We start from the raw sequence: 26,638 nt of genomic DNA, 5'->3' as shown, positions 1-26,638 counted from the left end.
GAAGGGGCGCAATCATAACCCGCCGTGAGGGCCGCCATGCTGTTTCCAACCACGATCGCCGGCTCCTTGCCGAAGCCGGAATGGCTCGCCGAACCCAACATGCTCTGGGCGCCCTGGAAGTCGCAGGGCGAGGAGCTCGTCCGCGCCAAGCGCGATGCGACGATGCTTGCCGTCAAAGTCCAGGAGGATGCCGGCATCGACATCGTCACCGAGGGCGAGCAGGCCCGGCAGCATTTCGTCCACGGTTTCCTGGAGAAGATCGAGGGCATCGACTTCGCCCACAAGGTCGAGATGGGCATCCGCAAGGATCGCTACAAGGCGATGGTGCCGCAGGTCGTCGCCCCGCTCCGGCTGAAGAGCCGCGTCCACGCCGACGAGGCGCGCGTCGCCCGCGCGCACACGAGAAAGAAGCTGAAATTCACCCTGCCCGGCCCGATGACCATCATCGACACCATTGCCGATCGCTACTATGGCGATCGCGTCAAGATGGCCTTTGCGTTCGCCGAACTCCTGAACGAGGAAGCCAAGGCGCTCCAGGCCGACGGCGTCGATCTCGTGCAGTTCGACGAGCCCGCGTTCAACGTCTACATGGACGAGGTCAACGATTGGGGCATCAAGGCGCTGGAGCGCGCCGCGCAGGGCCTGACCTGCGCCACCGCCGTGCATATCTGCTACGGCTACGGCATCAAGGCCAACACCGACTGGAAGGAAACGCTCGGCGCGCAATGGCGGCAGTACGAGCAGATCTTTCCTGCGATCGACGCCAGCCCGATCCAGCAGGTCGCGATCGAATGCCGCAACTCGAAGGTGCCGCTCGACCTGCTCGCCCTGCTCAAGACCAAGATCGTGCAGGCTGGCGTGATCGACGTCGCGAGCGACACGGTCGAGACCGCCGAGGATGTCGTGCAGGTGATCGACGCCGTTTCGAAATTCGTGCCCAAGAGCAACATCATCGCCACTACCAATTGCGGCATGGCGCCGATGCGGCGCGAGATCGCCGAAGCCAAGCTGATGGCGCTCGGCGCCGGTGCCGCGCTGGCCCGCGAGAAGCTGGGTTGAGGCGGTGGTCCGTCTGACGTTCACCATTGCAGCGCTTGCAGCGTTCGCGCTGCCTGCGCATGCGGAGGATCGTTCCGTGCTGCTCAATTGCAAAGCCATCGTGGAGCGTGCGTCGAAGGATGCGAATGTTGCGAGCGAAGCCGAGCTGACACGGTGCCGCCAAGTGATCCGCGAATGGGCGTTGCGCGATGCGCGGACGACAGTGGATGAAAACGGTAAGCCGCTGCGCTAGCTGCGCGCGGTCGGATGCAGCACAGGTTGATATCCAGCGATGATCGCGCGCAGCGTGGAAGGCGGCGTCAGCAACATCGGATGATCGAGGGCGCTCGAATGCGGGGCGTAACCCGCGGATGACCACAGCAGCGCCTTGCCCTGCGCGATGAGGAAGCAGTCGTCGCCCTGTTGCACCATCGCGCCGGCCGGCAATTCCGCGAGCGGCATCGGCAGCGCGTGCAGCCGCTTCTTGCCACGATCGAGTCGTTCCCGATGCAGTACGGCATCCATCGCCTTGGCGCTGGTGCCGCGGGCATCGTTGCCCATCTCCCATGCTGCGCGAAAGCGCTTCGCATCATCGCGGCGGCAGAAGAAGCAGGGACGGTGTCCCGCGGCAAAGGCGGTGGCCTCGTCAAGGAAGAACAGCTCGGTCCAGCTCCGCCGTGCCATCACGGGCCGGCGCCAACCGCGGAATTCGCACAGGCAGGTGATCCAGGCCGGCGACGACCAGCGCTTTTTCAACAGCGTCTTCGTCGCGGGATCATGGATGATGCCGCGGTTGCCGGTGAACAGGCCGCGGTGCGGCGTGGCAATGATCTCGCCAGTCGGCGTGACGCGGTTTTGCAGGGGCATGGTCGCCTCCGCCCGTCATTGCGCGGAGCGAAGCGACGAAGCAATCCAGACTGTTTCCGCGGACACATTTCTGGATTGCTTCGCTGCGCTCGCAATGACGGCGATGATTACGCCGCCCCGTCGCGAAGCGGCGGGTGATAGGACAGCGCGGTGTCCCAGGGGAAGAAGATCCAGGTGTCCTGCGAGACTTCCGTGATGAAGGTGTCGACCAGCGGACGTCCCTTCGGCTTGGCGTAGACGGTTGCGAAATGCGCGTCGGGCATCATCGCACGCACCAGCTTGCCGGTCTTGCCGGTGTCGACGAGGTCGTCGACGATCAGGAGCCCCTTGCCGGTGCCGCCGCCAAGCTTCATCACGTCTTCGGAAATGCCCTTCAGCACTTTGAGGTCGCCCTGCTTGTCGTGGTCGTAGCTGGCGATGCAGACCGTATCGATCACGCGCACGCCGAGCTCGCGCGCCACGATCGCCGCCGGCACAAGGCCGCCGCGGGTGATCGCGATCACCGCATGAAACGGACCAACCTCATTGAGCCGCCAGGTCAGTGCCCGGCAATCCCGGTGGAACTGGTCCCACGAGACCGGAAAGGGGCGGCCCGCCCGTTCTTCCGCACTTAGTTCCGGTGCTTCACCAGCCATCCTCGTCTCCTGCTTCGCCTGCCGGCAGCTAGGTTGCTAGCGGGTGATGTTCAATCCCGCCAGCATTTCCTTCACCGCCGCCACTGCGGCTGCGAGCTTGTCCGCATCGCGCGAGCGCACCACCAGATTGGTGTTCGGCTTCTGCTCTTCATCCATGAAGGGATAGCTGCCGATGATGGTGTCGGGATGTTGAGCGGCAATCGCCCGCAGCGGGCCGCCGATGTCGCCCTCCCGCGCATTGGCGCGGACCGATTCGGAAAGCATGCGCACGCCCGATTTCAGCTTGGGCGAGACGATGTCCATCATCGCCTGCATGATCGAGGGCACGCCCGCCATGACGATGACATTGCCGATCTTGAAGCCCGGCGCGAGGATGGTCGCGCTCTGGATCAGCTCGGCACCATCGGGAATGCGGGCCATGCGCAGGCGGGCCTCGTTGAGGTCCTGCTCGCTCCAGCGCTCGCGGAAACGGGCGACCACCTCCGGGTGATGGTCGATGCCGACGCCGAACGCCTTGGCGACGCTGTCAGCGGTGATGTCGTCATGGGTCGGCCCGATGCCGCCTGTGGTGAAGACATAGGTGTAGCGATGCCGCAGTGCATCCAACGCCGCAATGATGTCGGGCTCGTCGTCGGAGACGACCCGGACCTCCTTCAGGTCGATGCCGATATTGGTCAGGTATTCGGCGATGAAGCCGATGTTCTTGTCCTTGGTCCGGCCGGACAGGATTTCATCCCCAATGACCAGAATGCCCGCCGTGACGATCTCGCTCATACCTCAAGTCCCTCACCTATCGGCCCGACTTTGCCGAGGTAACGCGTTGAAGTCACGCGGTTTTGCTGCCGAAATAAGCAGTCCTCAGCCATTTTTTCAGGCAAGCCGCCGGCCATCCCCGGCAAATGTCCTCTCCCCATGCTTATCGCGCTGGCCCGGCCCTTGCTACCGCATGAAAGTCATGCACTCTTGCCGCATGGCCAGGACGTTGCGGTCTTCACCAAGGCCTGGCGACCTGTCGAATGGCGCAACGCCTTGCGGAGACAAGTCGGGATCTATGGCAGTCGCGTTTGATGAAATGAACATTCCCGGTGGGGACCTTCGCCCCGCCTATCAGGAGCTGGCGCGCTGGCTCAAGGAGACGCCTCCCGAGGCGCTCGAATATCGCCGCCAGGAGGCCGAGCTCCTCTTCCGCCGCATCGGCATTACCTTCGCGGTCTACGGGGACTCCGAGTCCACGGAGCGCCTGATTCCCTTCGACGTGATTCCGCGGATCATGTCCGGCAAGGAATGGGCGCTGCTGGAGAAGGGCCTGAAGCAGCGCGTGCGCGCGCTCAACATGTTCTTGCGCGACATCTATCACGGCCGCGACATCCTCCGCGCCGAGATCGTACCCGACGACCTCATCTTTCAGAACCCGGTTTTCCGTCCCGAAATGAATGGCCAGCAGGTGCCGCACGACGTCTACGTGCACATCGCCGGCATCGACATCGTCCGGGTCGATTCCGAGGACTTCATCGTGCTGGAGGACAATGCGCGCACGCCCTCCGGCGTGTCCTACATGCTGGAAAACCGCGAGATCATGATGCGGTTGTTTCCGGACCTGTTCGCCCGCCACAGGGTGGCGCCGGTCGAACGCTATCCGGACGAGTTGCTGTCCGCTCTTCGCTCTGTGGCGCCGCAAAGCGCCTCCGGCGAGCCGACCGTCGCGTTGCTCACGCCGGGCGTCTACAACTCGGCCTATTACGAGCACTCCTTCCTCGCCGACAAGCTCGGTATCGAGCTGGTCGAGGGCCGCGACCTCATCGTCAAGAACAACGAAGTGTTCATGCGCACGACCGAGGGCGTGAAACGGGTCGACGTGATCTACCGCCGCGTCGACGACGACTACCTCGATCCCCTCACCTTCCGCCCCGATTCCGCGCTCGGCGTGCCCGGGCTGATGTCGGCCTATGCGGCAGGCAACATCACGCTCGCCAACGCCGTCGGCACCGGCATCGCCGACGACAAGGCGATCTACTCCTACATGCCGGACATCGTAAAATTCTACCTCGGCGAGGAGCCGATTCTGAAGAACGTGCAGACCTGGCGCTGCCGCGAGCCGAAGGATCTGGCCTATGTGCTGGATAATTTGAGCGAACTCGTCGTGAAGGAGGTGCACGGCTCCGGCGGCTACGGCATGCTGATCGGTCCTGCCGCGACCAAGGCGACGATCGAGGCCTTCCGCGAAAAGCTCAAGCGCGAGCCCGAAGGCTTCATTGCGCAGCCGACGCTGGCGCTCTCGACCTGCCCGACATGCACGGCATCCGGCCTCGCGCCGCGCCACGTGGACCTGCGGCCGTTCGTGCTCACAGGAAGCAAGAGCACCACGATCGTGCCCGGCGGGTTGACACGCGTTGCCCTGAAGGAAGGCTCCCTGGTGGTGAATTCGAGCCAGGGCGGCGGTACCAAAGATACCTGGATCCTGGACGAGTAGAGAGATGCTGTCGCGTACCGCCGAAAACCTCTATTGGCTCGCCCGCTACGTCGAACGGGCCGAGTATCTCGCGCGCACCATCGATGCGACGCTGCGCGTCACCGCGCTTCCCGCCGCCTATATCGGCAAGACCAACGAATGGGACTCGGCGCTTTTGACCGCCGGCGTCGCCGCCAGCTTCTATCAGCAGTATGAAGAAGCCAACGAGCGCAACGTCGTCGACTATCTCTCGTTCTCGGCGGATAATCCGTCGTCGATCAGGAATTGCATCGAGGCGGCGCGGCTGAATGCGCGCTCGGTGCGCACGGCACTGACGAGCGAGATGTGGGACACCATCAACTCGGCCTGGATCGAATTGCAGGAGGTCTGGAGCAGAGGGACCTCCACGCGCGAGGAACTCGCGAAATTCCTGCGCTTCGTGCAGGAGACCTCGTTGCGCTTCGACGGCTCGGCCTACCGGACCATGTTGCGCAACGACGCCTACTGGTTCTCGCGGATGGGCCTGCATCTCGAACGCGCCGACAACACCGCGCGTATTCTCGACGTGAAATACCATGTGCTGCTGCCCGAGGAGGAGCATGTCGGCGGCCCGCTCGATTTCTACCAGTGGACCTCGATCCTGCGGTCGGTCTCGGCGCTGACGGCCTATCACTGGGTCTATCGCGAGACGCTGAAACCCTGGCTGATCGCGGATTTGCTCATCCTCAACGATTCGTTGCCGCGTTCGCTCGCAAGCTGCTACGGCAATCTGGTGCGCAATCTCGATCAGATCGGGGTCGCCTATGGCCGCCAGGGCCCGGCCCAGCGCCATGCCCGCGGCATCCGCAACCGGCTGGAACACAGCAATATGAACGACATTTTCCAGCATGGCGTGCATGAATTCATTCAGGAATTCATCTCGGACAATTCCAGGCTGGGCGAAATCATCACGAAGCAGTATTTGATCTGATCTTCTGTCATTCCGGGATGGTCCGTAGGACCAGACCCGGAATCTCGAGATTCCGGGTTCGATGCTGACGCATCGCCCCGGAATGACCACCTAGAAATCACGGTCCCCCATGCGCCTGCGAATCCTGCACACCACGACCTATCGCTACGAGCCGCAGGCCACGAGCGTGATCCAGATCCTGCGCATGACGCCCGGCAGCCATGACGGGCAATATGTGGCGGAGTGGCAGATCGACGTGTCGACCGACACCAAGCTCGACACCCACGAGGACGCGTTCGGCAACGTCACCCATGTGCTGTCCTGCGGACCCGTCGGCGATATCAAGATCACCGCCGAGGGCCTGATCGAGACCCACGACACCGGCGGCGTTCTTCGCGGCGCCGACGAGCGCTTTCCGGCCGGCATGTTCTTGCGCGCCACCGACCTCACCACGGTCAATCCGGCGATGAATGCGGTCGCGCGCCAGCTGCGCAGCGAGGCCGAGAGCGACACGCTCGGCTTCCTGCACACGCTGATGACGCAAATCAGCGATCACATGACCTTCGACGAGGACCCGACCAACAGCGGCACGTCGGCGGCGGAAGCGTTCACGCTCAAGCGCGGCGTCTGCCAGGATTACGCGCACATCTTCATCGCCTGCGCCCGCAGCGGCGGCGTGCCGGCGCGCTTCGTCTCCGGCCACTTCCTGCGCTCCGACGGCACGGTGCATCAGGACGCGGGCCATGCCTGGGCGGAGGCCTATGTCGACGGCCTCGGCTGGGTCGGCTTCGACCCTGCCAACAGCATCTGCGCCACCGACGCCCATGTCCGCGTCGCGATCGGGCTCGATTATCTCGGCGCAGCCCCCGTGCGCGGCACCCGCTATGGCGGCGGCGCGGAGACGCTTTCGGTGGCGGTCAAGGTCGAGCAAGCCGGCCGCGGCGGACAGTCGCAATCGCAGTCCCAGCGGCAGAGCTGAGCCGCGCAGCGCGCGCCCCTCAGCCACGGCCGGTTTCCACCCTGCCGCCCCGCGGCAATCGGGGGTTGGAGCGGCCCTTGAAATTGGCTAGTAATTCCGCGCAAACGCGTTCGGGGACAGGAAATGACCTATTGTTGCGGAATTCTGGTTCGGGACGGTCTGGTGATGATCGCCGACACCCGCACCAATGCCGGCCTCGACAACGTCTCGACCTTCCGCAAGCTCCACATCTTCTCCAAGCCCGGCGACCGCATCATGGCGATCGCCAGCGCCGGCAACCTCGCGATCAGCCAGTCGGTGCTCTCGACGCTGACCGAGGGCCTCGAAGACCCCAACACGGGTGAGATCGAGACGCTGATGAACGCGCCGACCATGTTCCAGGCCGCCCAGCGCATCGGCCGGGCGATCCGGGCCGTGCACACGACCGAAGGGCCGGCGCTCAAATCAGAGGACGTGTCGTTCGACGTGTCCTTCCTGTTCGGCGGCCAGATCAGCGGCGCGCGCATGCGCCTGTTCATGGTCTACACCGCCGGCAATTTCATCGAATGCACCACCGACACACCCTATTTGCAGATCGGCGAGCACAAATACGGCAAGCCGGTGCTCGACCGCGCCATGCATTACGACGTCGAGCTCTACGAGGCGCTGAAGACGGGGCTGATCTCGATGGATTCGACCATGCGCTCGAATCTCGGCGTCGGCCTACCGATCGACGTGCTGGTGGTGCGCGCCGACGCCTGCGAGGCCGATCTCAACCACCGCATCGAGGCGGGGGAGCCCTATTTCCACGATTTGCGCTCGCGCTGGTCGGCGGCCTTGCGCGCCGCGCATCAGAACATTCCGCGGCCGCCCTACAAGAACGAAAAAGAATCCAAAACCTGACAACTCAAGAGAAAAGGCAGGAAACGATGAGTGAAGCGAAAAAGATCGCAGTGGTGACGGGCGCCGGCACTGGAGTCGGGCGCGCGGCGTCGCTTGCGCTGATGAACACAGGCTTCACCGTGGTACTCGTCGGGCGCCGGCCGGACATGCTCGAGGAGACGGCCAAGCTCGGCCCCGCCGGAAAGAGCCTCTGCGTCACCGCCGACATGACCAAGCCGGACTCGATCGCCGCGCTGTTCGACAAGGTGAAGGCCACCTATGGCCGGCTCGACGTGCTCTTCAACAATGCCGGCATGGGCGCACCGCCAGTGAATTTCGAGGATCTCAGCCTCGAACAGTGGCAGGCGGTGGTGAACACCAACCTCACCGGCCCGTTCCTGTGCACCCAGCACGCCTTCCGCATCATGAAGGAGCAGAGCCCGCGCGGCGGCCGCATCATCAACAACGGCTCGATCTCGGCGCATGCGCCGCGGCCGTTCTCGGCGGCCTACACCTCGACCAAGCACGCCATCACCGGCCTCACCAAGGCGTCCAACCTCGACGGCCGCATGTACGACATCGCGGTCGGCCAGGTCGACATCGGCAATGCCGCAACGCCCATGACCGACCGCATGGTCAACGGTCCCGGCGTGCTGCAGCCCGACGGCACGTCGAAGCAGGAGCCGCGCATGGATGCGAAAGCGGTCGGCGATGCCGTCGCCTACATGGCCGGCCTGCCGCTCGATGCCAACGTGCTGACCATGACCGTCATGGCCACCAAGATGCCGTTCGTGGGACGGGGCTGAATCAAAAACGCGAAAACAACCCCATGCACAGTAGGCGGCATGGGGTTGCGACCTCGCTCTGCAAGCGGACGCGAGGTCGGCTAAATCTCACCACTGCTTCAACAATCGTCATTGCGAGCGCAGCGAAGCAATCCAGACTACCACCGCGGCAAGATTCTGGATTGCTGCTCCTACTCCAGCCTCTCCACCTGCCGCAGGCTCGGAAACAGCTTCATCCACAACAGCGCCACCGCGACCGTGCAGACGCCGCCCAGCACGGCTGCCGGCATGGCGCCGAACAGTGCGGCGGCAACCCCGCTCTCGAACTGGCCGAGCTGGTTGGAGGCATTGATGAAGAGGAAGTTCACCGCACCGACCCGGCCGCGCATCTCGTCGGGGGTCGCGAGCTGCACCAGCGAGAAGCGGATCACGACGCTGATCGTATCGGCCGCGCCGAGAACGGCGAGCGCGAGCACCGACAGCCACATCCAGGACGACAGCGCGAACACGATCGTTGCGACGCCGAACACGATCACCGCCTGAAACATGCGCAGGCCCACATGCCGCGAAATGGCGTGACGGGCCAGCACCAGGGTCATCAGCAGCGCGCCGACCGCGGGCGCAGCGCGCAGGATCCCGAGCCCCATCGGGCCGGTCTGGAGGATATCTCGGGCATAGATCGGCAGCAGCGCCGTGACGCCGCCGAACAGCACCGCGAACAGATCGAGCGAGATGGTGCCCAAGATCGCCGGATTGCTGCGGATGAAGCGCACGCCGGCAAAGATATTGTCGGCGCCCGCCATATCCTTGGCGATGGCCTGCGGTCGCGGCCGGATGAAGCCGGTCAGGATCATCCCAAGGATCCAGAACAGCACCATCACTGTGTAGGCAAGATGCGGCGCGACCGCGTAGGCAAAACCGCCGAGCGCCGGCCCTGTAATGGTCGCGACCTGCGCCGCACCACTGGAGACAGCGGTGGCGCGCTGGAGCGAGCCCTGCGGCGCAATCGCCGGCAGCAGCGCGGCAGTGGTCGGACTTTCGAAGGCTCCGGCAATACCGAGCACGAAGGTTGCCACGAAAATCTGAACTTCGCTGACCAAGCCGAAATAGGTGATGACGCCGAGATAGAGTGCGGTCGCCGCCTCCACCAACTGGCAGAGCTGAACCACGCGCTCGCGCTCGTAGCGGTCGGCGGCATGGCCGGCGACGAACACCAGCAGCGCCGTGGGTAAGAACTGCACGAGACCGACCATGCCGAGGTCGAAGGCCGAGCCGGTGAGGTCGTAGATCTGCCAGCCGATCGCGACCGCCGCGATCTGGCTGGAAAAACGCGACAGGCTGCGCGAGAGCAGGAAGAACAGGAAGGCGCGATGGGAGAGGAGCGCGCGGGCACTGACCGGCGGGTTTCCCGATATTGGCTGGTCTGGCATCGCCTCTTCGGTCACGCTCGGACTATCCGGCTCCTGATGTCGACGTGCTCCGCGTGGCTGACGCGGACCTGCTTGTCAACAGCGTGACGCCCCGCCAATCTCCCGGCATTGCGTTTGCAACGCAGGGGTGGCCATAATCATCGGGGTTTGGGGGCATCATGCTGCGGCTGCAATCGGCACTCGGCGTTTTCGCATTGCTGTTGATCGCCCTGGCACTGAGCGAGAATCGCCGCGCGGCCTCGCTGCGCCAGGCGGCAATCGGCCTCGTCGCCACCTTCGTCACCGCGATCGTTCTTCTGAAGGTGCCCGTCGTCGCGCGCGCCTTCGGTACCATCAACGACGCCGTGGGCGCGATCTCGGCGGCCTCGCGCGCCGGCTCCTCCTTCGTGTTCGGCTATGTCGGCGGCGGTCCCCTGCCCTTCGACCTGAAAGCACCGGGTGCCGATTTCGTCCTGGCGTTCCAGGCGCTGCCAATCGTGCTGGTCATGAGCGTGCTGACGACGCTCTTGTTCTATTGGCGCGTGCTGCCGCCGATCGTGCGCGGCATGGCCTGGCTGCTGGAGCGGACGCTCGGCGTCGGCGGCGCGGTCGGACTCTCGACCGCGGCCAACATCTTTCTCGGCATGGTCGAGGCGCCGCTGTTCGTGCGGCCTTATCTCGTGCAGATGACCCGCAGCGAGTTATTCCTGGTAATGACCGGCGGCATGGCTGGCATCGCCGGCACGGTGCTTGTGCTGTATGCGACGCTCCTTGCTCCCCTCATTCCCGACGCAGCGGCGCATTTCGTCATCGCCTCGGTGCTGGGCGCGCCGGCCGCGATCCTGGTCAGCCTCATCATGGTGCCCGAGACATCCGACAAGCGCACCGGCGGCGCACTGGAAGATCCCGACATGGAAGTCTCCGGCACGATGGATGCGATCGTGAAAGGGACCGGCGCGGGGATCGAGCTGCTGATCAACATCGTCGCCATGCTGCTGGTGCTGGTGGCGCTGGTCTACCTCGTCAATGCAATCCTCGGCCTGCTGCCTGATTTCGGCGGCGCCGCGATCTCGTTGCAGCGCCTGCTCGGCCTCATGATGGCGCCGGTGTGCTGGCTGATGGGATTGCCGTGGGACCAGGCGATCACTGCCGGCAGCCTGATGGGCACGAAAACCGTGCTGAACGAGCTGATCGCCTATGTCGACTTCTCGAAGCTGCCGCCCGGCACGCTCGATCCACGCTCGCGCCTGATCATGCTCTATGCGATGTGCGGCTTCGCCAATTTCGCCAGCCTCGGCATCATGATCGGCGGTCTCGGCGTGATGGCGCCGGAACGGCGCGAGGAAATCAACGCGCTCGGGCTAAAGTCGATCGTGTCGGGGACGCTGACGACGTGTCTGATGGGAGCGGTGGTGGGGGTGCTGACGTGAAGCTTGTGTGAGGCTGGCGTCCTCGTCGCTCCGATGGGGCGCAGCGCAATCCGAACAATCCTTCCATGTTAATCTCGTCGGGAGATTCGGGTGGAATTGATTCATGAGCGACAGCGTCGGCCAGCGGGCATTTCAGAATGCCCGGCTTCAGAAACGGCAGAAAGCTGAGGTGACGCCGTTGCTCGCGCGCGCCCTCCAGCTGCATAAGGCAGGACTTCTGCGCGAGGCAAAGGCGGCCTATCGCGAACTCCTGGAGCTCGCGCCCAACCAATTCATCGCGCTGCATTTGCTGGGCGCCCTGGAGTCTGAGGCCAAAAACTATCGGCAAGCGCAAGTTCTGCTGAGCCGAGCGGTTGCCGTGGATCCGCGATCTGCCGAAGCTCATGTGAGCCTGGGCGTCGCGCTCAACGGGCTAAAACGTCACAATGAGGCCCGCGAGAGCTATCGAAAGGCCCTCGCCTTGCGACCCAACTACGCCTTGGCTTTGTCTAATCTCGGTAACGCGAGCGCGGCCCTCGAGCTTTACCAGGAAGCGCTCGAGAGCTACGACAAGGCGCTCGCAATCGACGGAAAACTTTCCGAAGCCCATAACGGCCGTGGTTGGGCGCTCTGCCGTCTGCGCGCCTATGACGAGGCTATCGCAAGCTTAAACCGCGCGCTATCGATCAAGCCTGACTATGCCTCGGCGCTGTCGACCCGCGCCGTTGCTTTGCGAGAACTTCAGCGATTTGACGAAGCCATGGCGGATTGCAATCGCGCAATCGCGCTTGCACCCGACGACGCGAATGGATGGCTCCGGCGGGCCAGTATCTTGCTCCTGACCCGGCAAGTTGCCGAAGCATTGTCCGATTGCGAGAAGGCTCTCGCGACCGATCCCGGCTTCTCTCAGGCCCACGGCCTGCTCGGACAATGTCTCGCGGCACTTGGCCGGGTCGACGAAGCCCTCGCCAGTTTCGACAGAGCTATCGACATCGAGCCTGATCAGAGCACGATCTCGAGCAAGATATTCACCCTCGATTTTATCGCCGACGCCAGCGTTGCGCAGCATCAGCAAGCGCGACATGTATGGTGGGAGCAGATCGGTGCGAAGATCGCCTCGGCAGCGGCGGGACCGCATGAGAACAGCCGAGATCCGGATCGCCGTCTGGTGCTGGGTTATGTCTCGTCGGATTTTCACGCACATTCGGCGGCGTTCATTTTCAAGCCGGTCCTGCAGCACCACGATCGGGCACGGTTCGAGATCGTCTGCTACGCGTGTTCAGTGAAAACGGATGCGACGACCCGCGAATTTCAGGGAATGGCCGATCGCTGGCGCGACGCCTCGCAATGGTCCGACGATCGCCTCGCCGCTCAGATCCGCGCCGATGGCGTCGACATCCTGATCGATCTGTCCGGCCATACCAGCGGAAACCGCCTCGGCGTGTTTGCGCGCAAGCCTGCACCTGTTCAAGCGCATGGCTGGGGCCATGGTACCGGCACCGGGCTGCCAACGATCGATTATCTATTCTCCGACCCCGTCGCGATTCCTGTCGCGGTTCGACATCTGTTTGCGGAGACCATCGTCGACTTGCCGTGCTTTGTGACGTTGGCGCCGCTGCCGGCCGGGATTGCGCGGGCGCCGACGCCGGCGATTGCGAACGGCTTCATCACATTCGGTGTCTTCAACCGCATCAGCAAGATTTCGAACGAGGCGGTGGAAGTCTGGTCCAGGATTCTCGAGCGGGTGCCGGGATCGCGACTGCTGATCAAGGATACTGCGCTGGATGCTCAGCTGGTCCGCGACAATCTACTGGCGCGGTTTGCCGCTTGCCGTTTGCCGGCCGAACGCGTCGATCTGCTCGGAGCCACGTCACGAGACGAACATCTGGCAGCGTTCAATCGCGTCGATATTGGCCTCGACCCATTCCCCCAGAATGGCGGCGTCAGCACGTGGGAAGCATTGCAGATGGGCGTGCCGGTGGTGGCGAAGCTGGGTCACAGCCTGCCGAGCCGTGCTGCCGGCTCCATCCTCACCGCGCTGGGCCTGCCGGAGTGGGTCGCGGATAGCGATGAGGCCTATGTCGAAATCGCAGCGAGCCGTGGGTTGCAGATCGGCGAGCTCGATAAGTTGCGCGGCGTACTGCCCGGACAGATCAGGGCTGCCGCCGCCGGCAACCCCGTCTCATACGCGCGAGCGGTGGACGATGCCTATCGCGCGATGTGGAAACGCTATTGCAACGACGGCGGCTGATCTCCGCCTCGCCTACGCCTTCAACTCCACGGTCCTGAACTCCGCCGGCAGGATCACCTCCAGCAGCTCGACGTCGTCCGAATAGTCCAGGATCATGTGCTTGATCTTCGGCGGCTGTGTCCAGGCGCTGCCTTGTTTCATCAGCGTCTCGCCCTCTCCGTCCATATAGGTCTTCACCCAGCCCTTGAGCACGTAGACCATCTGGAATTCGACGTCGTGGAAGTGCAGCTTCGACACCTCGTCCGGATTGCAAGGGCCTTGCAGCCGGATCACGTGCGCCTGCGCGAGGCCGTGGCTCGCGGCGGCGATGCCGAGATCGCGATACTTCGCGTAAGTGCGCAGACCGTCGGCCTTGAAGTCTTCCTCGCGGTGATGGCTGATCGCAATGCGCTGCTTGGGGCGCGCCGGTTTCTTGACGGATGACTTTGCCGGTGTCGCGCGAGCTTTCGCCTTCACCGCCTTGCGCGCCGAGGATCGTGCGGCGGGTTTGGCCCCGCTTCGCTTCTTCACCGCCGCCTGCGATGCGCTACGCGATTTTGCTTTCTTGGCCATGGGCGGTCTCCCCTGTTGTTATGGGGAGAGGCTAGCACAGAATGCGAAACCGCAGGGTGGGTTAGCGCTAACGTACCCACCACTTCTTTCCGCAACCGTTGAAGCATGGTGGGTTACGCTGACGCTAACCCACCTACAGCCCCGCGCTCGCCTTCAATGCAGCCGGAACACGCCGTCCACCGCACGCAACTCGGCCGGTTTGATCAGCTTGGAATGCGCCACTGTCACCGAGTGAAGCGGTCCGTCGAGCTTTTCCTGCCAGAACGCCAGGAAATCCTTCAGCGCCGGAAATTTCGGAAACATGTCGTAGTCCTGCCAGACGTAAGTCTGGAGCAGTGAGGGATGATCCGGCATCCGATAGAGAATCTGCGCGGTCGTCATTCCGTAACCCAGCAGCTGTTTCCGGAAATCGTCCGAAACGGCTCCACTCCGCAAGCCCATGCCAACCTCCTTTGCAGGAGCGCATTCAAGGGGTGGCTTTCCGGTGCGCCTTAAGAGCCACCCGCTGCTGATGCGCTCACATGAGAGAAATGTGACGCAAACTGACAATCCATCTCAAGCCCAAAAGTTTAACAAGCTGTTGAAATTCAATGCGTTAGCAGCAGATACAGCTACGTGCTAATACGGGCGCCGAGCGCGATTAACGATGGAAAGAGATTTTGGCAGGCGGCGCTTCCGAGTGCTATTTTTCTGCTACAAGCCCTTGCTCCCGCCAAAATCCTGCCTTATCTCAGCTGGGCCTGTGCTAGCACTCGCCGGCACAGACTGCTAACAATCCAAAATTCCCAACTCGTGCAAAAGCTTAGGAGAACTGCATGAATTTCCGTCCGCTTCACGACCGCGTCGTGGTCAAGCGCATCGACGCAGAAGAGAAGACCGCTGGCGGCATCATCATTCCCGACACGGCGAAGGAAAAGCCCTCGCAGGGCGAGATCGTCGCCGTCGGCCCGGGTGGCCGCGACGAAGCTGGCAAGCTGATCCCGATCGACCTGAAGGTCGGCGACCGCGTGCTGTTCGGCAAGTGGTCCGGCACCGAGGTCAAGATCGACAACGTCGACCTGCTGATCATGAAGGAAAGCGACATCATGGGCGTCCTCGACGTCCCCGCTTCCAAGAAGAAGGCGGCCTAAGAGCCCCTCTCTCATCCAGTTAAACACCTAAGGAAAAAATCCAGATGGCAGCTAAAGAAGTCAAATTCTCCGTCGATGCGCGCGACAAGATGCTTCGCGGCGTCGACATTCTCGCCAACGCGGTGAAGGTCACGCTCGGTCCGAAGGGCCGCAACGTCGTGCTCGACAAGTCGTTCGGCGCTCCCCGCATCACCAAGGACGGCGTCACCGTCGCCAAGGAGATCGAGCTCGAGGACAAGTTCGAGAACATGGGCGCGCAGATGGTGCGCGAAGTCGCTTCGAAGTCCGCTGACGCGGCCGGCGACGGCACCACCACCGCCACCGTGCTGGCCCAGGCGATCGTGCGCGAAGGCGCCAAGTCGGTTGCCGCCGGCATGAACCCGATGGATCTGAAGCGCGGTATCGACCTCGCGGTCGAAGCCGTCGTTGCGGACCTCGTCAAGAACTCCAAGAAGGTCACCTCGAACGACGAGATCGCCCAGGTCGGCACCATCTCGGCCAACGGTGACGCGGAGATCGGCAAGTTCCTCGCCGACGCCATGAAGAAGGTCGGCAACGAGGGTGTCATCACCGTCGAGGAAGCCAAGTCGCTCGAGACCGAGCTCGACGTCGTCGAGGGCATGCAGTTCGACCGCGGCTACATCTCGCCCTACTTCGTCACCAACGCCGACAAGATGCGCGTTGAGATGGACGACGCCTACATCCTCATCAACGAGAAGAAGCTCTCCTCGCTGAACGAGCTGCTGCCGCTGCTCGAGGCCGTGGTGCAGACCGGCAAGCCGCTGGTCATCGTCGCCGAGGACGTCGAAGGCGAAGCGCTTGCGACCCTGGTCGTGAACCGTCTGCGTGGCGGCCTGAAGGTCGCTGCCGTCAAGGCTCCGGGCTTCGGTGATCGCCGCAAGGCCATGCTGCAGGACATCGCGATCCTGACCGGTGGCCAGGCGATCTCGGAAGATCTCGGCATCAAGCTCGAGAACGTCACGCTCAACATGCTCGGTCGCGCCAAGAAGGTGATGATCGACAAGGAGAACACCACGATCGTCAACGGCGCCGGCAAGAAGGCCGACATCGAAGCGCGCGTGGCTCAGATCAAGGCGCAGATCGAGGAAACCACCTCGGACTACGACCGTGAGAAGCTCCAGGAGCGTCTTGCCAAGCTCGCTGGCGGCGTCGCGGTGATCCGCGTCGGCGGCGCGACCGAGGTCGAGGTGAAGGAGCGCAAGGATCGCGTTGATGACGCGATGCATGCGACCCGCGCGGCTGTGGAAGAAGGTATCGTCCCGGGCGGCGGCGTCGCCCTGCTCCGTGCCTCCGAGCAGCTCAAGGGCCTGCGCACCAAGAACGACGACCAGAAGACCGGCGTCGAGATCGTGCGCAAGGCGCTCTCCGCGCCCGCTCGCCAGATCGCGATCAACGCCGGTGAAGACGGCTCCGTCATCGTCGGCAAGGTCCTCGAGAACAAGTCGTACGCCTACGGCTTCGACTCCCAGACCGGCGAATATGTCGACCTCGTCAAGAAGGGCATCATCGACCCGACCAAGGTGGTCCGTACCGCGATCCAGAACGCAGCCTCGGTTGCGGCTCTCCTGATCACCACGGAAGCCATGGTCGCCGAGCTGCCCAAGAAGGGCGGCGCCGGTCCGGCGATGCCCCCGGGCGGCGGCATGGGCGGCATGGATTTCTGATCCAGCCATTCCGGCAAACGACAAAATGCGAAACCCCGGCAGCGATGCCGGGGTTTTTGTTATTCGGTGTCATTCCGGGGCGCGCGAAGCGCGAGCCCGGAATCCATAACCACGAGCCTCAGTTCGCTATCCCGGGATAGAGATCATCCCAGTTCGGATTTTGCTCCTCGATCAGCCGCGTCTTCCAGTCGCGTCGCCACTTCTTGAGCTCTTTCTCGCGGGCAATGGCAGTTACGGCGTTGTCGAAGATCTCGAACAGGACGAGCTTGTTGACGCCGTACTTCGTTGTGAAGCCGGGAACGGCTTTAGTCCTGTGCTCGTACACGCGACGCACGAGATCGTTGGTTACTCCACTATAGAGCGTGCCGTACTTCCTACTTGCAAGGATGTAGACGTAGTAGGCCATCACACCCGCCTGGGGTTATGGATTCCGGGCTCGGCACTTCGCGCCGCCCCGGAATGACGAACTCGAATCACCACACCTTCCCCAGCCGCTCCATGTGTGGCTCGCCGTGTTGGTCGAGCGACCAGAATATCCGCGTCACCTTGCCGACCAGATTGTCCATCGGCACGAATCCGATCGACGACATCACGCGGCTGTCGCTCGAATTGTCGCGATTGTCGCCGAGCACGAAGAAATGGCCCGGCGGCACGGTGTAGACGTCGGTGTTGTCGTAGTAGCCGTTGTCGATGCAGTCCTGCGTGACGTAGGAGGCGCCGTTCGGCAGCGTCTCGCGCCAGCGCTTGGCCTTCGCACCGTCATCCACGCCGCAGGTGGAGCCGGCCACCACCGCCTTCAGGGCAACGCGCGTCACCGGGCGGTCGTTGAGGATGAGTTGGCCCTGCCGCATCTGGATGCGATCACCGGGCAGCCCGACCACGCGCTTGACTTAGTCGACGGAGGTGTCCTTTGGCGTCCGGAACACGACGACGTCGCCATACTCGGGCTCGGCGGCCCGGACACGCCCGGAGATCCATGACGGCGCGAAGGGAAACGAATAGCGGCCATAGCCATAGGCATATTTTGCGGCAAAGACGTAGTCGCCGACGACCAGCGTCGGCGTCATTGAGCCGGACGGGATGTTGAACGGCTGAAACAGGAAGATGCGAAACAGGAACGGCGGCGACCACAGCACCGGGATCAGGAGGATCAGGATGACGATCGCCTTCCATTCCCGCACTTTGGCCTGCGGGTGGATGGTTTCCTGAAGAGTGGTCATGCGCCTGCCCTGATCAAGCCCGTAGTCGTCGCGAGATTACGCAACCTTTGCGCGCGCGCAATCCCATAACTTGGTCGCGCCGCGCACGGATCGCGTTCACGCCGCAATCAGCCGCGCGCGAGATCGCTGAAGCAGCGGCGGATCCATTCGATGGTGAGCCGCGTCGCCGGATCGCGCTTGAGATGGTTCTGCACCAGCAGCCAGACGTCGCGGCGCCCAGGCAGCAGCGTGGCGCGCAGGCGGCGATCGCCGAGCAAGTCCGCGCAGACATGCTCCGGCAGCACGCCGGCGGCCTGATGCGCGCGGATCAGATTACGGATGACGCGAACGTTGTCGGTAACGCAACGCGCGTGGGCTTGCTTCATGCGCAGGAACTGCATCTCGGGAATGGCACCGAGTTCGTCCGGATAGGCGCACAGCACCGGCTCGCCCTCGGTCGCAACAGGCTCGAAATAATAGAGCTTGACGTCACCGAGCCTGGAGATTGCGAAGTCGCCCTTGTCGGGCTTGCGCAGCCGGATAGCGAGATCGGCTTCCCAGCGCGAGAACTTGACGTTCTCGCTCGAGGTGAGGAATTGCAGCGTCAGGCCGGGATTGGCGCGCAGGAAGTCGCTCGCGCGCGGCGACAGAACCTCCTCGGCGACCGTGTTGGTGGAGGCGATACGCAGGCGTCCCACCGGGCCTGCCAGACTCTCGCCGACGCGACCGATCTCGGCGGCATGTGCGGCCATCGCCTCGACATGCGCCAGCACCGCCTCGCAACTCCGCGTCGGCCGGCGCTGGCCGTCCACCGCATCGAACAGCGGCACGCCGAGATCGCGCTGGATGCGTGCGAGCCTGCGGCCGACGGTGGTCTCGTCGATGCGCAGCCGCGCGCTGGCGCCGGCATAGGTGCCCTCGTCCCTGACCGCGGCGATGATGCGCAGATCGTCCCAATTCATGGTGATGAGCCTAGCAGGCGCGACCGGTGCCTGCAAATTTGCAGCCATATGCTGCAATAGTCCTGCACATTGGCAGGGCGCCACCACGCTAGTGTCGCGCCATCCGATATTCCCCAGGAAGGCCCGATCCGCATGACCGCCCCTAAAACTCTGCTTGAACTGTCCGGCGCCGATCTCACTCCGCCCAGGCTCGCCGATTCCTGCCTCGTGCTGATCGACATCCAGAACGAATATTGCGCCGGCCCGCTCGCCTTGCCGGATGCGGAGCCCGCGATCGCCGCCGCGGCGCGCCTGCTCGCCCGCGCGAGGGCGAGCGGCGCTGCGATCTTCCATATCGCGCACAAGGGACGTGCCGGCAGCCTGTTCGACCGCGAGGCCGCGCGCGGCGCGATCGTCAGCAACCTGGCGCCGCTCGCCGGCGAAGCCGTGATCGAAAAGGCGCTACCGAACGCTTTTGCCGGCACCGACCTGCAGGGCCAGTTGGCCGCAACCGGACGCACGAACATCGTGCTGGCCGGTTTCATGACCCATATGTGCATCAGCTCGACCGCCCGCGCCGCGCTCGACCTCGGCCTGCGCACGACGATCGCAGCCGATGCCTGTGCCACACGCGATCTTCCCGACGGCCGCGGCGGAGCGATCTCGGCAAGGACCATCCACGAGGTCGCCCTGGCCGAATTGTCGGACCGGTTTGCGATCATCGCGCAAACCGAGACGTTGACCTGAAGGAGCGTGGGCGATGCTGCAACTCTATTTCTCGCCGATGGCCTGCTCGCTTGCGAGCCGCATCGCGCTGATGGAAGCGGGCCTCGATGCGCGCTATCATCCGGTCCATCTCCAGACCAAGCAGGTCGTCGACGACGGCAGCGATTTCCTCGGCGTTTCGCCGAAGGGCGCGGTGCCGGTCCTGGTGCTGGAGAATGGCGAACGGCTGACAGAAAGCGCGGCGGTGCTGCAATACATCGCCGATCTGAAGCCGCAGGCGGGCCTTGCACCCGCATTCGGCGATCCCGACCGCTATCGGCTCCAGGAATGGCTCAGCTTCATCGGGGCCGAGATCCACAAGGCGTTTTTGTTTCCGACCTTCTGGTACAAGGACGACGCCTCGCTCGCCAAGCCGCGTGCAAGGATCACGCAGACATTATCGGTGCCATCCGCGCACCTTGAGGGCCGCGAATTCCTCGTCGGCAACAGTTTTACAGTCGCGGATGCCCACCTCACCTGGGCTTTGCTGCTGCTTCGTCCCGCAGGCGTCGACATCGCGCAATGGCCATCCTTGTCGACCTATCTCGCGCGCATGCAGGCGCGGCCCGCCGTGCGGGACGCGATTGCGACCGAAATGGCGGTGCGCAAGACGATGACGGCGAGCCCGGCGTGACAGGATGTCACGGCCGCGAAATCCAAGCGTTTTCTCTGGCGGGGCATTGATGTCGGCGCGGCATGCGCTAATCTGGAGGGATATTTTTCTACATTTCCTTGGAAGGCATTCATGCGTGCTCTTTCCAGATTTTGCCTCGCCAGATTTTGCCTCGCCAGACTCTGTCTCGCCCTCCTGGCTTGCTGGCTTTTCCTTGCGCCGGCATCGGCAGAAACCCGCGTCGCGCTGGTGATCGGCAATGGCGCCTATGCCAGTACGGCGAAGCTTCCCAATCCGTCGCACGATGCCGAAGACGTCGCCGCCTCGCTCAAGCGCAGCGGCTTCGAGGTGCTCCAGGGCATCGACCTGCGCCAGGCTGACATGCAGGACCTCACCATCCGCTTCGCGCGCGCCGCGAGCAAAGCCGACGTCGCGATGTTCTACTACAGCGGCCATGCGATGCAATACAACGGCGTGAACTATCTGATGCCTGTCGACGCCGTTCTGAGCGACGAAGCCGACCTGAAGCGATTCGTGCGGGTGGACGACATCGTGAACGATCTTCAGCAGGCCAAGAACCTGCGCATCCTCATCCTCGATTCCTGCCGCGACAATCCACTGGCCGACATGCTGAAGCGCTCTGCGACTCGCGCCGCCTCGATCGGGCGAGGCTTGTCGAAGGTCGAAGCACCGCGCGGCACGATCGTGTCGTTCTCAACCCAGTCCGGGCAGACCGCGGCCGATGGCAGCGGTCGCAACAGTCCCTACACGACGGCGTTCCTGAAGCACATCGAGGAGCCGCAGGAGATCGGCGAAGTCTTTCGCGACATCAGCAGCGACGTCTACGATTCCAGCGGCAAGACCCAGCTCCCGGAGCTGTCGCTCTCAATCATCGGGAAGTTCTACTTGAACGGACCAGTGTCGGTCACGGTGGCGCCAGCGGCGCCGCAAGCCGCACCCCGGGCTGATCCCTGCACAGCCGCAGAGGCGCACTGGAAGGCCGCGGACGGCATCGGCACCCTTGGCGCCTACGAGGACCATCTCACGAGATTTCCGAATTGCATCTTCGCCACGCTTGCCAAGGCGCGAATTGAAGGCCTGAAGCAGAAGGTGGCGCTCGCGCCTTCAGGCAACGGCCGGACCGGCGGCAGCAAGGATTATGACGGCAACTGGGACGTGACGTTGAACTGCCTGGCCTCCGGCAAGGCGCAGGGCTTCACCAGGGCCCTGTCGGCCACGGTTGCGAACGGCGTGTTTCATGCCGACGCCCAGGGCCAGGGCGCCGTCAACCGGCTGGAGATCGACGGCCAGATCCCGGCGGACGGCAAGACCACCTTGAGCGCGCGCGGAACGACGGGGGCGAGCACCTATACCCTCAACAATCTCGCGCCCGGCTCGCCATACGCCTTTACGGTCGATGCACAGTTCGACCGCACTCGTGGCAACGGCAAGCGCAACGAGGCACGCGCCTGCAATCTGGTCTTCGTCAAACGCTAGCTGCGCATCCCCCGCCGGTCACACGCCCGTCTGGCTGATGAACTTGGTGTTGAAATAGCCCTCCATCGCCTCGGTGCCGCCCTCCGAACCGTAGCCGGAATCCTTGATGCCGCCGAACGGCACCTCGGGCAGCGCGAGACCAAAACTGTTGATCGACATCATGCCGGCTTCGACCGCCGAACCGATCGCGGCCGCCGTCTTTGCCGAGCTTGTGAAGGCGTAGGACGCCAGCCCAAACGGCAAGCGGTTGGCCTCCTCGACCACCTCGTCGAAGGATGAGAAGCGCGAAATCAGCGCGAGCGGGCCGAACGGCTCCTCGTTCATGGCGCGCGCATCTTTCGGCACGTCGCTCACCACGGTCGGCTCGAAGAAATGGCCCTTGTTGCCAACGCGTTTGCCGCCGGTCTCGAGCTTTGCACCCTTGCCGACGGCATCCTGCACCATGCCTTCGATGGCGGTGACACGGCGCGGATTGGCAAGCGAGCCCATTTTGGATTCGGGGTCGAGCCCGTTGCCGACCTTGAACGACTTGGCGCTGTCGACAAAGGTGTCGACGAATTCACGGAACACGTCATCCTGCACCAGCATCCGAGTCGGCGAGATGCAAACCTGTCCGGCATTGCGATATTTTGCTGCCGCCAGAATCTTCGCAGCCGACGTAACGTCGGCGTCCTTGAAAACGATCGCGGGCGCATGACCGCCGAGCTCCATGGTGGCGCGCTTCATGTGCAGGCCCGCGAGCGCATTGAGCTGCTTGCCGACATGCGTCGAGCCGGTGAACGAGATCTTGCGGATCACCGGATGCGGAATGAGATATTCGGAGATCTCGGCAGGAACTCCGTAAACAAGGTTGATGACGCCATCGGGCACGCCGGCGTCCGCAAACGCGCGGATCAGCTGTGCGGGCGAGGCCGGCGTCTCCTCCGGGGCCTTGACGATGATTGAGCAGCCGGCGCCGAGTGCGGCGGAGAGCTTGCGCACGACCTGATTGATCGGAAAATTCCAGGGCGTGAACGCCGCGACCGGACCGACCGGCTCCTTCATCGCGATCTGGTAGATGCCCGGGCCGCGCGCCGGGATCAGCCGGCCATAGGCGCGCTTGGCTTCTTCCGCAAACCACTCGATCACGTCCGCGGCAGCCATCGCCTCCATTTTGGCCTCGCCAAGAGTCTTGCCCTGCTCCATCGTGAGCAGCGGCGCGATCTCGTCATTGCGCTCGCGCATGATCGCGGCGGCCTTGCGCATGATCCGGCAGCGCTCGAAGGGGGCAACGTTTCGCCAGATCTTGAAGCCGGCGCTGGCTGCGGCGAGTGCCTCGTCGAGGTCGGACCGTCCGGCATGGGCGACGGTGCCGATTACCTCTTCGGTCGCGGGATTGCGCACCTCGATCACCTTGCCCGAATGGGCCGGTCGCCATTTGCCGCCAATGAAAAGCTCGGTGTTCGAATAGGCCAACGGATTCTCCTGTCGTCGTTTTCTGCCTTAGGTCGGGATGGGAATGGCTCGGTGACAAATCGCGTCCGCCGCCTTTGTCATCTCCGGCCCAAGATAGGAGCGGAAGCGCGGCTCGGCGACCAGAGCGCCGAAATCGGCCATGCGCGTCACGCCGCCGCCGGCCACAAAGAGGAATCGCCCGGCAATCTCGGCGAGAATGTCGAGGTGCCAGGCCGCCGTCGGATGCATACAGAGAACGACCAGCCGCCCCTCATCACGCAGCTTGCGGAAGAAATCGAGCATGAAGCCGATATAGCCATCCTGCAGGTTGAACTGCGGTTCGTCGAACAGGTGAACCAGCGGCGTCCGGGTCGGGGACGGCGCCAGGAAGGCGGAGGGAATGCGCTTGCGGAAGCGCCTGACCTGATAGGACTGGTGATAGTGGATCGCGAGCCGGTCGCGTTCCCGATATTTGACACCATGGATATCGGTGCCCGCGACCAGCACGCGTCCCGAGGTCGGGGCGTTCGAGCCCGTCATCATCTCAAACAAGGTCGTCTTGCCGGCGCCATTCGGGCCGACGACCCCAACGATATCAGGTTCGTCCAGCGACAGGTTTGCCTGTAGCGTGAATGTCGGTCGGCGGATCACGCGGCCCCTTGTATAGACCTTGCGAACGTCGTCGAGAACGAGCAGCGGTGCGGCCACTTATTGTACTCCCAGCAAGCGCTGACGAAGCCCGCGATCATCCCGCAAGACCGCGGCCTCCCCGGTCCAGACGATCCGGCCGCGATCGATCACCGCGGCATGGTCTGCGACCGATAGCGCGATCTCGGCGTTCTGCTCCACAACCAGCGAGGCAATGCCCTCGTCCTTCATGCGCAGAATCGTCGCAAGCACGTCGCCGACGATTTTCGGCGCCAATCCCTGGCTCGGCTCGTCGAACAGCACCAGTCCCGGCGAGCCGACCAGCGCGCGGGCGATCGCCACCATCTGCATTTCGCCGCCCGACAGGTTTTCGCAGTCGCGCTCCATGAGATATTCGAGCGGCGAGAAGATCGCAGCGGCCTCCTTGACGCTCCAGTGGCGAAAGCGCGTGCGCTTTTGCGCGATCGACAGGTTGCGCGCGACCGTCAATGTCGGGCACAGCCGTCGGTCGTCGGGCACCCAGCCGATGCCGGCGCGCGCAATTTCGTGGGTCGGATCGCGCGTGACATCGTGACCGTCGAAACAAATCGAGCCGCGGCGCGGACGCGTCAGCCCGAGAATCGAGCGGAGCATGGTCGTCTTGCCGGCGCCGTTGGGGCCGAGCAGCGCAAACACCTTGGCGTGCCCGATGGCGAGCGAGGCGCCGAACAGCGCCTGGGTCTCGCCGTAGAAGGTATCGACCGCGTCCACTTCGAGGATCATGCGAACTTCCCGAGATTGGAGCGCCGCACCCATTCGTTCTGCTGCAGTTCGTGTGGCGTTCCGCGCGCCACCACCTGGCCCCAATGGATGACCGAGATCCGGTCAGCCAACGAGAACAGGAACTCCATATCGTGCTCGATGGCGACGATGGTCAGCCGCCCCTTCAGGCGGGCAATCAGGGCTGCGAGCCGCTGCACCCCGTCGGAGCCGAGGCCGGAGGTCGGCTCGTCCAGGCACAGCACGCGCGGTGCCTGCGCCAGGGCGACCGCGATCTCCAGCGCGCGCCGGTCGCCATAAGACAGGTCCTTGGCGCGGATATCGCCCTTGTCCACGAGCCCGGCTGCCGCCAGCGCTTCGGAGGACTTCGCGGCAAACCGGCTATCGCCCGCTGCGGCGCGCGCGATATCGTGGCCACGGGCGCGAAACTCGGGCAAGCCCATCATGACGTTGTCACGCGCGGAGAATTCGTCGAACAGTGTCATGATCTGAAACGAGCGGGCGATGCCCTTGGCGGCGATGCGGTGCGGGCTGAGGCCCGTGACATCCTCGCCGCCGAGCAGGACTCGGCCCCGGTTCGGCTTCACCCGGCCGGTAAGGACGTTGAAGAACGTGGTCTTGCCGGCGCCGTTCGGACCCATCACACCGTGAAACTCCCCCTCCGCGACCGCGAGATCGACGCTCTCCAGCACGACGCGATCGCCGAAGCGGACATGAACGGCTGCGGCCTCGATCATGTTCATCGCCCGCTCCCGAACAGCAGCCGCATCGCCGACGTACCCCTCTGCCGTAAGGCGCCAAGTGAGTGTTGCTGCACGGCAGCGGATATCGCGCCGGCAATGCCTTCGGGGCGAAACAGCACGATCGCGATGAACAGGAGACCAAAATAGAGCATCCAGGCATTGGTCAGCGCGCCGATCACGTCTCGGGCGGTGAGGAAGAGAAACACGCCGATCACCGGCCCCCAGAAGCTGACAAGCCCACCGCCGACGAGCGTCATCATCACGACGTAGCCGGATTGATGCAGGCTCATGACGTCAGGGAATGCGGCGAGCTGAGCCATGGCGAACAATCCGCCGGCAAAGCCCGAAACTGCGGCCGACAGCGCAAAGACCGCGACCTTGTAGAGCCACACATTATAGCCAAGATGGCTTGCCCGAACCTCGCTCTGCCTGATCGCAGCGACCACGCGGCCATAAGGCGAGTTCACTAGCCGCCACAACGCGGCGGTGCCGACCGCAAAGACGGCGAGCACGAAATAGTAGAAGGCGACATTGTCGTTGAGATCGAACGACACAAGCCCGAAATCGGCCGGCAACCGTTTAATCTTGAGAAGACCGTCTTCGCCGCCGGTGATCCGGTGCGATTTGATCGCCAGCGTCCAGAAGATCTGGCCGAACGCAATCGTCATGAAGGCGTAATAGATGCCGCGCCGGTGCGAGATGAACATCGCCACCAACACGCCGGCGAGGCCCGCGACCGCGGCCGCGGCAATCAGACATATCCAGAGATTGGCAACGATTTCGAACTGGCAGAGGCCGAACGCATAGGCGCCGATGCCGAAATAGGCACCATGACCGAACGACGGAAGTCCGGCGGTGCCCAGCACCAAATTGAACGCGAGCGCATAGAGCGACCAGATCAGGATCTCAATCCCCAGATAAGGATAGAGCCCGACCCGCGTGATCCAGAGCGGCACCGTTGCAAGCACGAGCCAAAGCACCAGCATCGTCGGCGTCACGAGGCGCGCGGCGTCCGGTGAAGATTTTGATTTCACAATCAT

At 63.7% G+C, this 26,638-nt stretch carries 27 protein-coding genes and 1 pseudogene; 14 read left to right on the top strand and 14 right to left on the bottom strand.

Features of this window, described 5'->3' with window-relative positions:
* The first annotated feature begins 36 nt into the window (after positions 1-36).
* Both AC0L2J_RS16675 and AC0L2J_RS16670 read left to right on the top strand, forming a co-directional pair.
* Entirely contained in the window at positions 37-1,059 is a 1,023-nt protein-coding gene (locus AC0L2J_RS16675; protein ID WP_007611891.1) for a methionine synthase, read from the top strand.
* Between the two features lie 4 nt (positions 1,060-1,063).
* Positions 1,064-1,291, top strand: coding sequence for a hypothetical protein (locus tag AC0L2J_RS16670; RefSeq protein WP_473248656.1), 228 nt, complete (start codon positions 1,064-1,066; stop codon positions 1,289-1,291).
* On the opposite strand, the gene AC0L2J_RS16665 is transcribed toward AC0L2J_RS16670, so the two are convergent.
* The 3 genes from AC0L2J_RS16665 to AC0L2J_RS16655 form a co-directional block, all read right to left on the bottom strand.
* Positions 1,288-1,905: a hypothetical protein gene (locus tag AC0L2J_RS16665; protein ID WP_063995837.1), complete on the bottom strand. Its 618-nt coding sequence runs from the start codon at positions 1,903-1,905 to the stop codon at positions 1,288-1,290. The genes AC0L2J_RS16670 and AC0L2J_RS16665 overlap by 4 nt on opposite strands.
* A 107-nt stretch (positions 1,906-2,012) precedes the next feature.
* Complete coding sequence (gene gpt / locus AC0L2J_RS16660; protein ID WP_007611893.1) at positions 2,013-2,540, bottom strand: xanthine phosphoribosyltransferase; 528 nt, start codon at positions 2,538-2,540, stop codon at positions 2,013-2,015.
* 36 nt (positions 2,541-2,576) lie between these two features.
* On the bottom strand, positions 2,577-3,314 hold the full coding sequence (locus AC0L2J_RS16655) for a competence/damage-inducible protein A (RefSeq protein WP_473392075.1): 738 nt from the start codon (positions 3,312-3,314) through the stop codon (positions 2,577-2,579).
* Between the two features lie 277 nt (positions 3,315-3,591).
* Here AC0L2J_RS16655 and AC0L2J_RS16650 point away from each other — a divergent pair, with 277 nt between their 5' ends.
* The 5 genes from AC0L2J_RS16650 (at position 3,592) to AC0L2J_RS16630 (ending at position 8,584) form a co-directional block, all read left to right on the top strand.
* Entirely contained in the window at positions 3,592-5,010 is a 1,419-nt protein-coding gene (locus AC0L2J_RS16650; protein WP_007611895.1) for a circularly permuted type 2 ATP-grasp protein, read from the top strand.
* Positions 5,011-5,014: 4 nt separating this feature from the next.
* A complete protein-coding gene (locus AC0L2J_RS16645) occupies positions 5,015-5,959 on the top strand; it encodes an alpha-E domain-containing protein (RefSeq protein ID WP_473392071.1) in 945 nt (314 codons plus the stop codon).
* A gap of 109 nt (positions 5,960-6,068) precedes the next feature.
* A complete protein-coding gene (locus AC0L2J_RS16640; protein ID WP_007611900.1) occupies positions 6,069-6,917 on the top strand; it encodes a transglutaminase family protein in 849 nt (282 codons plus the stop codon).
* 123 nt (positions 6,918-7,040) lie between these two features.
* Positions 7,041-7,799: a proteasome-type protease gene (locus AC0L2J_RS16635; RefSeq protein ID WP_007611902.1), complete on the top strand. Its 759-nt coding sequence runs from the start codon at positions 7,041-7,043 to the stop codon at positions 7,797-7,799.
* A gap of 26 nt (positions 7,800-7,825) precedes the next feature.
* Entirely contained in the window at positions 7,826-8,584 is a 759-nt protein-coding gene (locus AC0L2J_RS16630) for an SDR family oxidoreductase (RefSeq protein WP_063995833.1), read from the top strand.
* A gap of 170 nt (positions 8,585-8,754) precedes the next feature.
* Here the strand turns inward: AC0L2J_RS16630 and AC0L2J_RS16625 are convergent, their stop codons facing one another.
* A complete protein-coding gene (locus AC0L2J_RS16625; RefSeq protein ID WP_473392069.1) occupies positions 8,755-9,993 on the bottom strand; it encodes an MFS transporter in 1,239 nt (412 codons plus the stop codon).
* 158 nt (positions 9,994-10,151) lie between these two features.
* Between AC0L2J_RS16625 and AC0L2J_RS16620 the strand changes: the two genes are divergently transcribed.
* A complete protein-coding gene (locus AC0L2J_RS16620) occupies positions 10,152-11,402 on the top strand; it encodes a NupC/NupG family nucleoside CNT transporter (RefSeq protein WP_473392068.1) in 1,251 nt (416 codons plus the stop codon).
* A gap of 103 nt (positions 11,403-11,505) precedes the next feature.
* Positions 11,506-13,632 carry an O-linked N-acetylglucosamine transferase, SPINDLY family protein gene (locus tag AC0L2J_RS16615; protein WP_473392066.1) on the top strand — a complete coding sequence of 709 codons (2,127 nt, stop codon included), beginning with the start codon at positions 11,506-11,508 and terminating at the stop codon, positions 13,630-13,632.
* 12 nt (positions 13,633-13,644) lie between these two features.
* Here the strand turns inward: AC0L2J_RS16615 and AC0L2J_RS16610 are convergent, their stop codons facing one another.
* Positions 13,645-14,184, bottom strand: coding sequence for a cupin domain-containing protein (locus AC0L2J_RS16610; protein ID WP_007611910.1), 540 nt, complete (start codon positions 14,182-14,184; stop codon positions 13,645-13,647).
* Positions 14,185-14,337: 153 nt separating this feature from the next.
* Positions 14,338-14,625 carry an usg protein gene (locus AC0L2J_RS16605; RefSeq protein WP_007611911.1) on the bottom strand — a complete coding sequence of 96 codons (288 nt, stop codon included), beginning with the start codon at positions 14,623-14,625 and terminating at the stop codon, positions 14,338-14,340.
* 374 nt (positions 14,626-14,999) lie between these two features.
* On the opposite strand from AC0L2J_RS16605, the gene AC0L2J_RS16600 reads away from it, so the two are divergent.
* A complete protein-coding gene (locus tag AC0L2J_RS16600; protein ID WP_007611913.1) occupies positions 15,000-15,314 on the top strand; it encodes a co-chaperone GroES in 315 nt (104 codons plus the stop codon).
* A gap of 44 nt (positions 15,315-15,358) precedes the next feature.
* The gene (gene groL / locus AC0L2J_RS16595) at positions 15,359-16,999 is read left to right on the top strand and encodes a chaperonin GroEL (protein ID WP_007602475.1); all 1,641 of its coding nucleotides are present in this window, start codon (positions 15,359-15,361) and stop codon (positions 16,997-16,999) included.
* A gap of 118 nt (positions 17,000-17,117) precedes the next feature.
* Here groL and AC0L2J_RS16590 read toward each other — a convergent pair whose 3' ends face one another.
* From AC0L2J_RS16590 to AC0L2J_RS16580, 3 genes and pseudogenes are all read right to left on the bottom strand, one after another.
* Positions 17,118-17,405: a GIY-YIG nuclease family protein gene (locus AC0L2J_RS16590; protein ID WP_473392063.1), complete on the bottom strand. Its 288-nt coding sequence runs from the start codon at positions 17,403-17,405 to the stop codon at positions 17,118-17,120.
* 67 nt (positions 17,406-17,472) lie between these two features.
* Positions 17,473-18,219, bottom strand: a pseudogene (lepB, locus tag AC0L2J_RS16585) (signal peptidase I).
* 107 nt (positions 18,220-18,326) lie between these two features.
* Positions 18,327-19,160 carry a LysR family transcriptional regulator gene (locus tag AC0L2J_RS16580; RefSeq protein WP_007611916.1) on the bottom strand — a complete coding sequence of 278 codons (834 nt, stop codon included), beginning with the start codon at positions 19,158-19,160 and terminating at the stop codon, positions 18,327-18,329.
* 132 nt (positions 19,161-19,292) lie between these two features.
* On the opposite strand from AC0L2J_RS16580, the gene AC0L2J_RS16575 reads away from it, so the two are divergent.
* The 3 genes from AC0L2J_RS16575 (at position 19,293) to AC0L2J_RS16565 (ending at position 22,014) form a co-directional block, all read left to right on the top strand.
* Complete coding sequence (locus AC0L2J_RS16575) at positions 19,293-19,886, top strand: cysteine hydrolase family protein (RefSeq protein ID WP_473392060.1); 594 nt, start codon at positions 19,293-19,295, stop codon at positions 19,884-19,886.
* A 13-nt stretch (positions 19,887-19,899) separates the two neighbouring features.
* Positions 19,900-20,538, top strand: coding sequence for a glutathione binding-like protein (locus tag AC0L2J_RS16570; protein ID WP_473392057.1), 639 nt, complete (start codon positions 19,900-19,902; stop codon positions 20,536-20,538).
* Positions 20,539-20,649: 111 nt separating this feature from the next.
* A complete protein-coding gene (locus tag AC0L2J_RS16565) occupies positions 20,650-22,014 on the top strand; it encodes a caspase family protein (RefSeq protein ID WP_473392054.1) in 1,365 nt (454 codons plus the stop codon).
* 18 nt (positions 22,015-22,032) lie between these two features.
* Here AC0L2J_RS16565 and AC0L2J_RS16560 read toward each other — a convergent pair whose 3' ends face one another.
* Genes AC0L2J_RS16560 through AC0L2J_RS16540 form a run of 5 tightly spaced genes read right to left on the bottom strand, consistent with a single transcriptional unit; the run spans position 22,033 to position 26,638 of the window.
* Positions 22,033-23,469: an NAD-dependent succinate-semialdehyde dehydrogenase gene (locus AC0L2J_RS16560; protein WP_473392050.1), complete on the bottom strand. Its 1,437-nt coding sequence runs from the start codon at positions 23,467-23,469 to the stop codon at positions 22,033-22,035.
* A 27-nt stretch (positions 23,470-23,496) separates the two neighbouring features.
* A complete protein-coding gene (locus AC0L2J_RS16555) occupies positions 23,497-24,156 on the bottom strand; it encodes an ATP-binding cassette domain-containing protein (RefSeq protein WP_204511621.1) in 660 nt (219 codons plus the stop codon).
* Positions 24,157-24,858 carry an ABC transporter ATP-binding protein gene (locus AC0L2J_RS16550; RefSeq protein ID WP_473392047.1) on the bottom strand — a complete coding sequence of 234 codons (702 nt, stop codon included), beginning with the start codon at positions 24,856-24,858 and terminating at the stop codon, positions 24,157-24,159. It abuts the gene before it with no gap.
* Positions 24,855-25,598 carry an ABC transporter ATP-binding protein gene (locus AC0L2J_RS16545; protein WP_473392045.1) on the bottom strand — a complete coding sequence of 248 codons (744 nt, stop codon included), beginning with the start codon at positions 25,596-25,598 and terminating at the stop codon, positions 24,855-24,857. The genes AC0L2J_RS16550 and AC0L2J_RS16545 overlap by 4 nt, the downstream gene beginning before the upstream one ends.
* Positions 25,595-26,638 (bottom strand): branched-chain amino acid ABC transporter permease, encoded by a 1,044-nt coding sequence (locus AC0L2J_RS16540; protein ID WP_473248645.1) that lies wholly within the window; start codon positions 26,636-26,638, stop codon positions 25,595-25,597. The genes AC0L2J_RS16545 and AC0L2J_RS16540 overlap by 4 nt, the downstream gene beginning before the upstream one ends.

The organism is Bradyrhizobium sp. MV1.5, from assembly GCF_055807615.1.
The sequence above is the reverse complement of the archived record's forward strand: the minus strand, read 5'-3'. Positions and strand labels throughout refer to the sequence as shown.

Bases quoted from the DNA above. Each gene is read 5' to 3' on its own strand.
- AC0L2J_RS16675 (WP_007611891.1), top strand. From the start codon at position 37: ATGCTGTTTCCAACCACGATCGCCGGCTCCTTGCCGAAGCCGGAATGG.
- AC0L2J_RS16665 (WP_063995837.1), bottom strand. From the start codon at position 1,905: ATGCCCCTGCAAAACCGCGTCACGCCGACTGGCGAGATCATTGCCACG.
- gpt (WP_007611893.1), bottom strand. From the start codon at position 2,540: ATGGCTGGTGAAGCACCGGAACTAAGTGCGGAAGAACGGGCGGGCCGC.
- AC0L2J_RS16655 (WP_473392075.1), bottom strand. From the start codon at position 3,314: ATGAGCGAGATCGTCACGGCGGGCATTCTGGTCATTGGGGATGAAATC.
- AC0L2J_RS16650 (WP_007611895.1), top strand. From the start codon at position 3,592: ATGGCAGTCGCGTTTGATGAAATGAACATTCCCGGTGGGGACCTTCGC.
- AC0L2J_RS16645 (WP_473392071.1), top strand. From the start codon at position 5,015: ATGCTGTCGCGTACCGCCGAAAACCTCTATTGGCTCGCCCGCTACGTC.
- AC0L2J_RS16640 (WP_007611900.1), top strand. From the start codon at position 6,069: ATGCGCCTGCGAATCCTGCACACCACGACCTATCGCTACGAGCCGCAG.
- AC0L2J_RS16635 (WP_007611902.1), top strand. From the start codon at position 7,041: ATGACCTATTGTTGCGGAATTCTGGTTCGGGACGGTCTGGTGATGATC.
- AC0L2J_RS16630 (WP_063995833.1), top strand. From the start codon at position 7,826: ATGAGTGAAGCGAAAAAGATCGCAGTGGTGACGGGCGCCGGCACTGGA.
- AC0L2J_RS16625 (WP_473392069.1), bottom strand. From the start codon at position 9,993: ATGCCAGACCAGCCAATATCGGGAAACCCGCCGGTCAGTGCCCGCGCG.
- AC0L2J_RS16620 (WP_473392068.1), top strand. From the start codon at position 10,152: ATGCTGCGGCTGCAATCGGCACTCGGCGTTTTCGCATTGCTGTTGATC.
- AC0L2J_RS16615 (WP_473392066.1), top strand. From the start codon at position 11,506: ATGAGCGACAGCGTCGGCCAGCGGGCATTTCAGAATGCCCGGCTTCAG.
- AC0L2J_RS16610 (WP_007611910.1), bottom strand. From the start codon at position 14,184: ATGGCCAAGAAAGCAAAATCGCGTAGCGCATCGCAGGCGGCGGTGAAG.
- AC0L2J_RS16605 (WP_007611911.1), bottom strand. From the start codon at position 14,625: ATGGGCTTGCGGAGTGGAGCCGTTTCGGACGATTTCCGGAAACAGCTG.
- AC0L2J_RS16600 (WP_007611913.1), top strand. From the start codon at position 15,000: ATGAATTTCCGTCCGCTTCACGACCGCGTCGTGGTCAAGCGCATCGAC.
- groL (WP_007602475.1), top strand. From the start codon at position 15,359: ATGGCAGCTAAAGAAGTCAAATTCTCCGTCGATGCGCGCGACAAGATG.
- AC0L2J_RS16590 (WP_473392063.1), bottom strand. From the start codon at position 17,405: ATGGCCTACTACGTCTACATCCTTGCAAGTAGGAAGTACGGCACGCTC.
- AC0L2J_RS16580 (WP_007611916.1), bottom strand. From the start codon at position 19,160: ATGAATTGGGACGATCTGCGCATCATCGCCGCGGTCAGGGACGAGGGC.
- AC0L2J_RS16575 (WP_473392060.1), top strand. From the start codon at position 19,293: ATGACCGCCCCTAAAACTCTGCTTGAACTGTCCGGCGCCGATCTCACT.
- AC0L2J_RS16570 (WP_473392057.1), top strand. From the start codon at position 19,900: ATGCTGCAACTCTATTTCTCGCCGATGGCCTGCTCGCTTGCGAGCCGC.
- AC0L2J_RS16565 (WP_473392054.1), top strand. From the start codon at position 20,650: ATGCGTGCTCTTTCCAGATTTTGCCTCGCCAGATTTTGCCTCGCCAGA.
- AC0L2J_RS16550 (WP_473392047.1), bottom strand. From the start codon at position 24,858: ATGATCCTCGAAGTGGACGCGGTCGATACCTTCTACGGCGAGACCCAG.
- AC0L2J_RS16545 (WP_473392045.1), bottom strand. From the start codon at position 25,598: ATGAACATGATCGAGGCCGCAGCCGTTCATGTCCGCTTCGGCGATCGC.
- AC0L2J_RS16540 (WP_473248645.1), bottom strand. From the start codon at position 26,638: ATGATTGTGAAATCAAAATCTTCACCGGACGCCGCGCGCCTCGTGACG.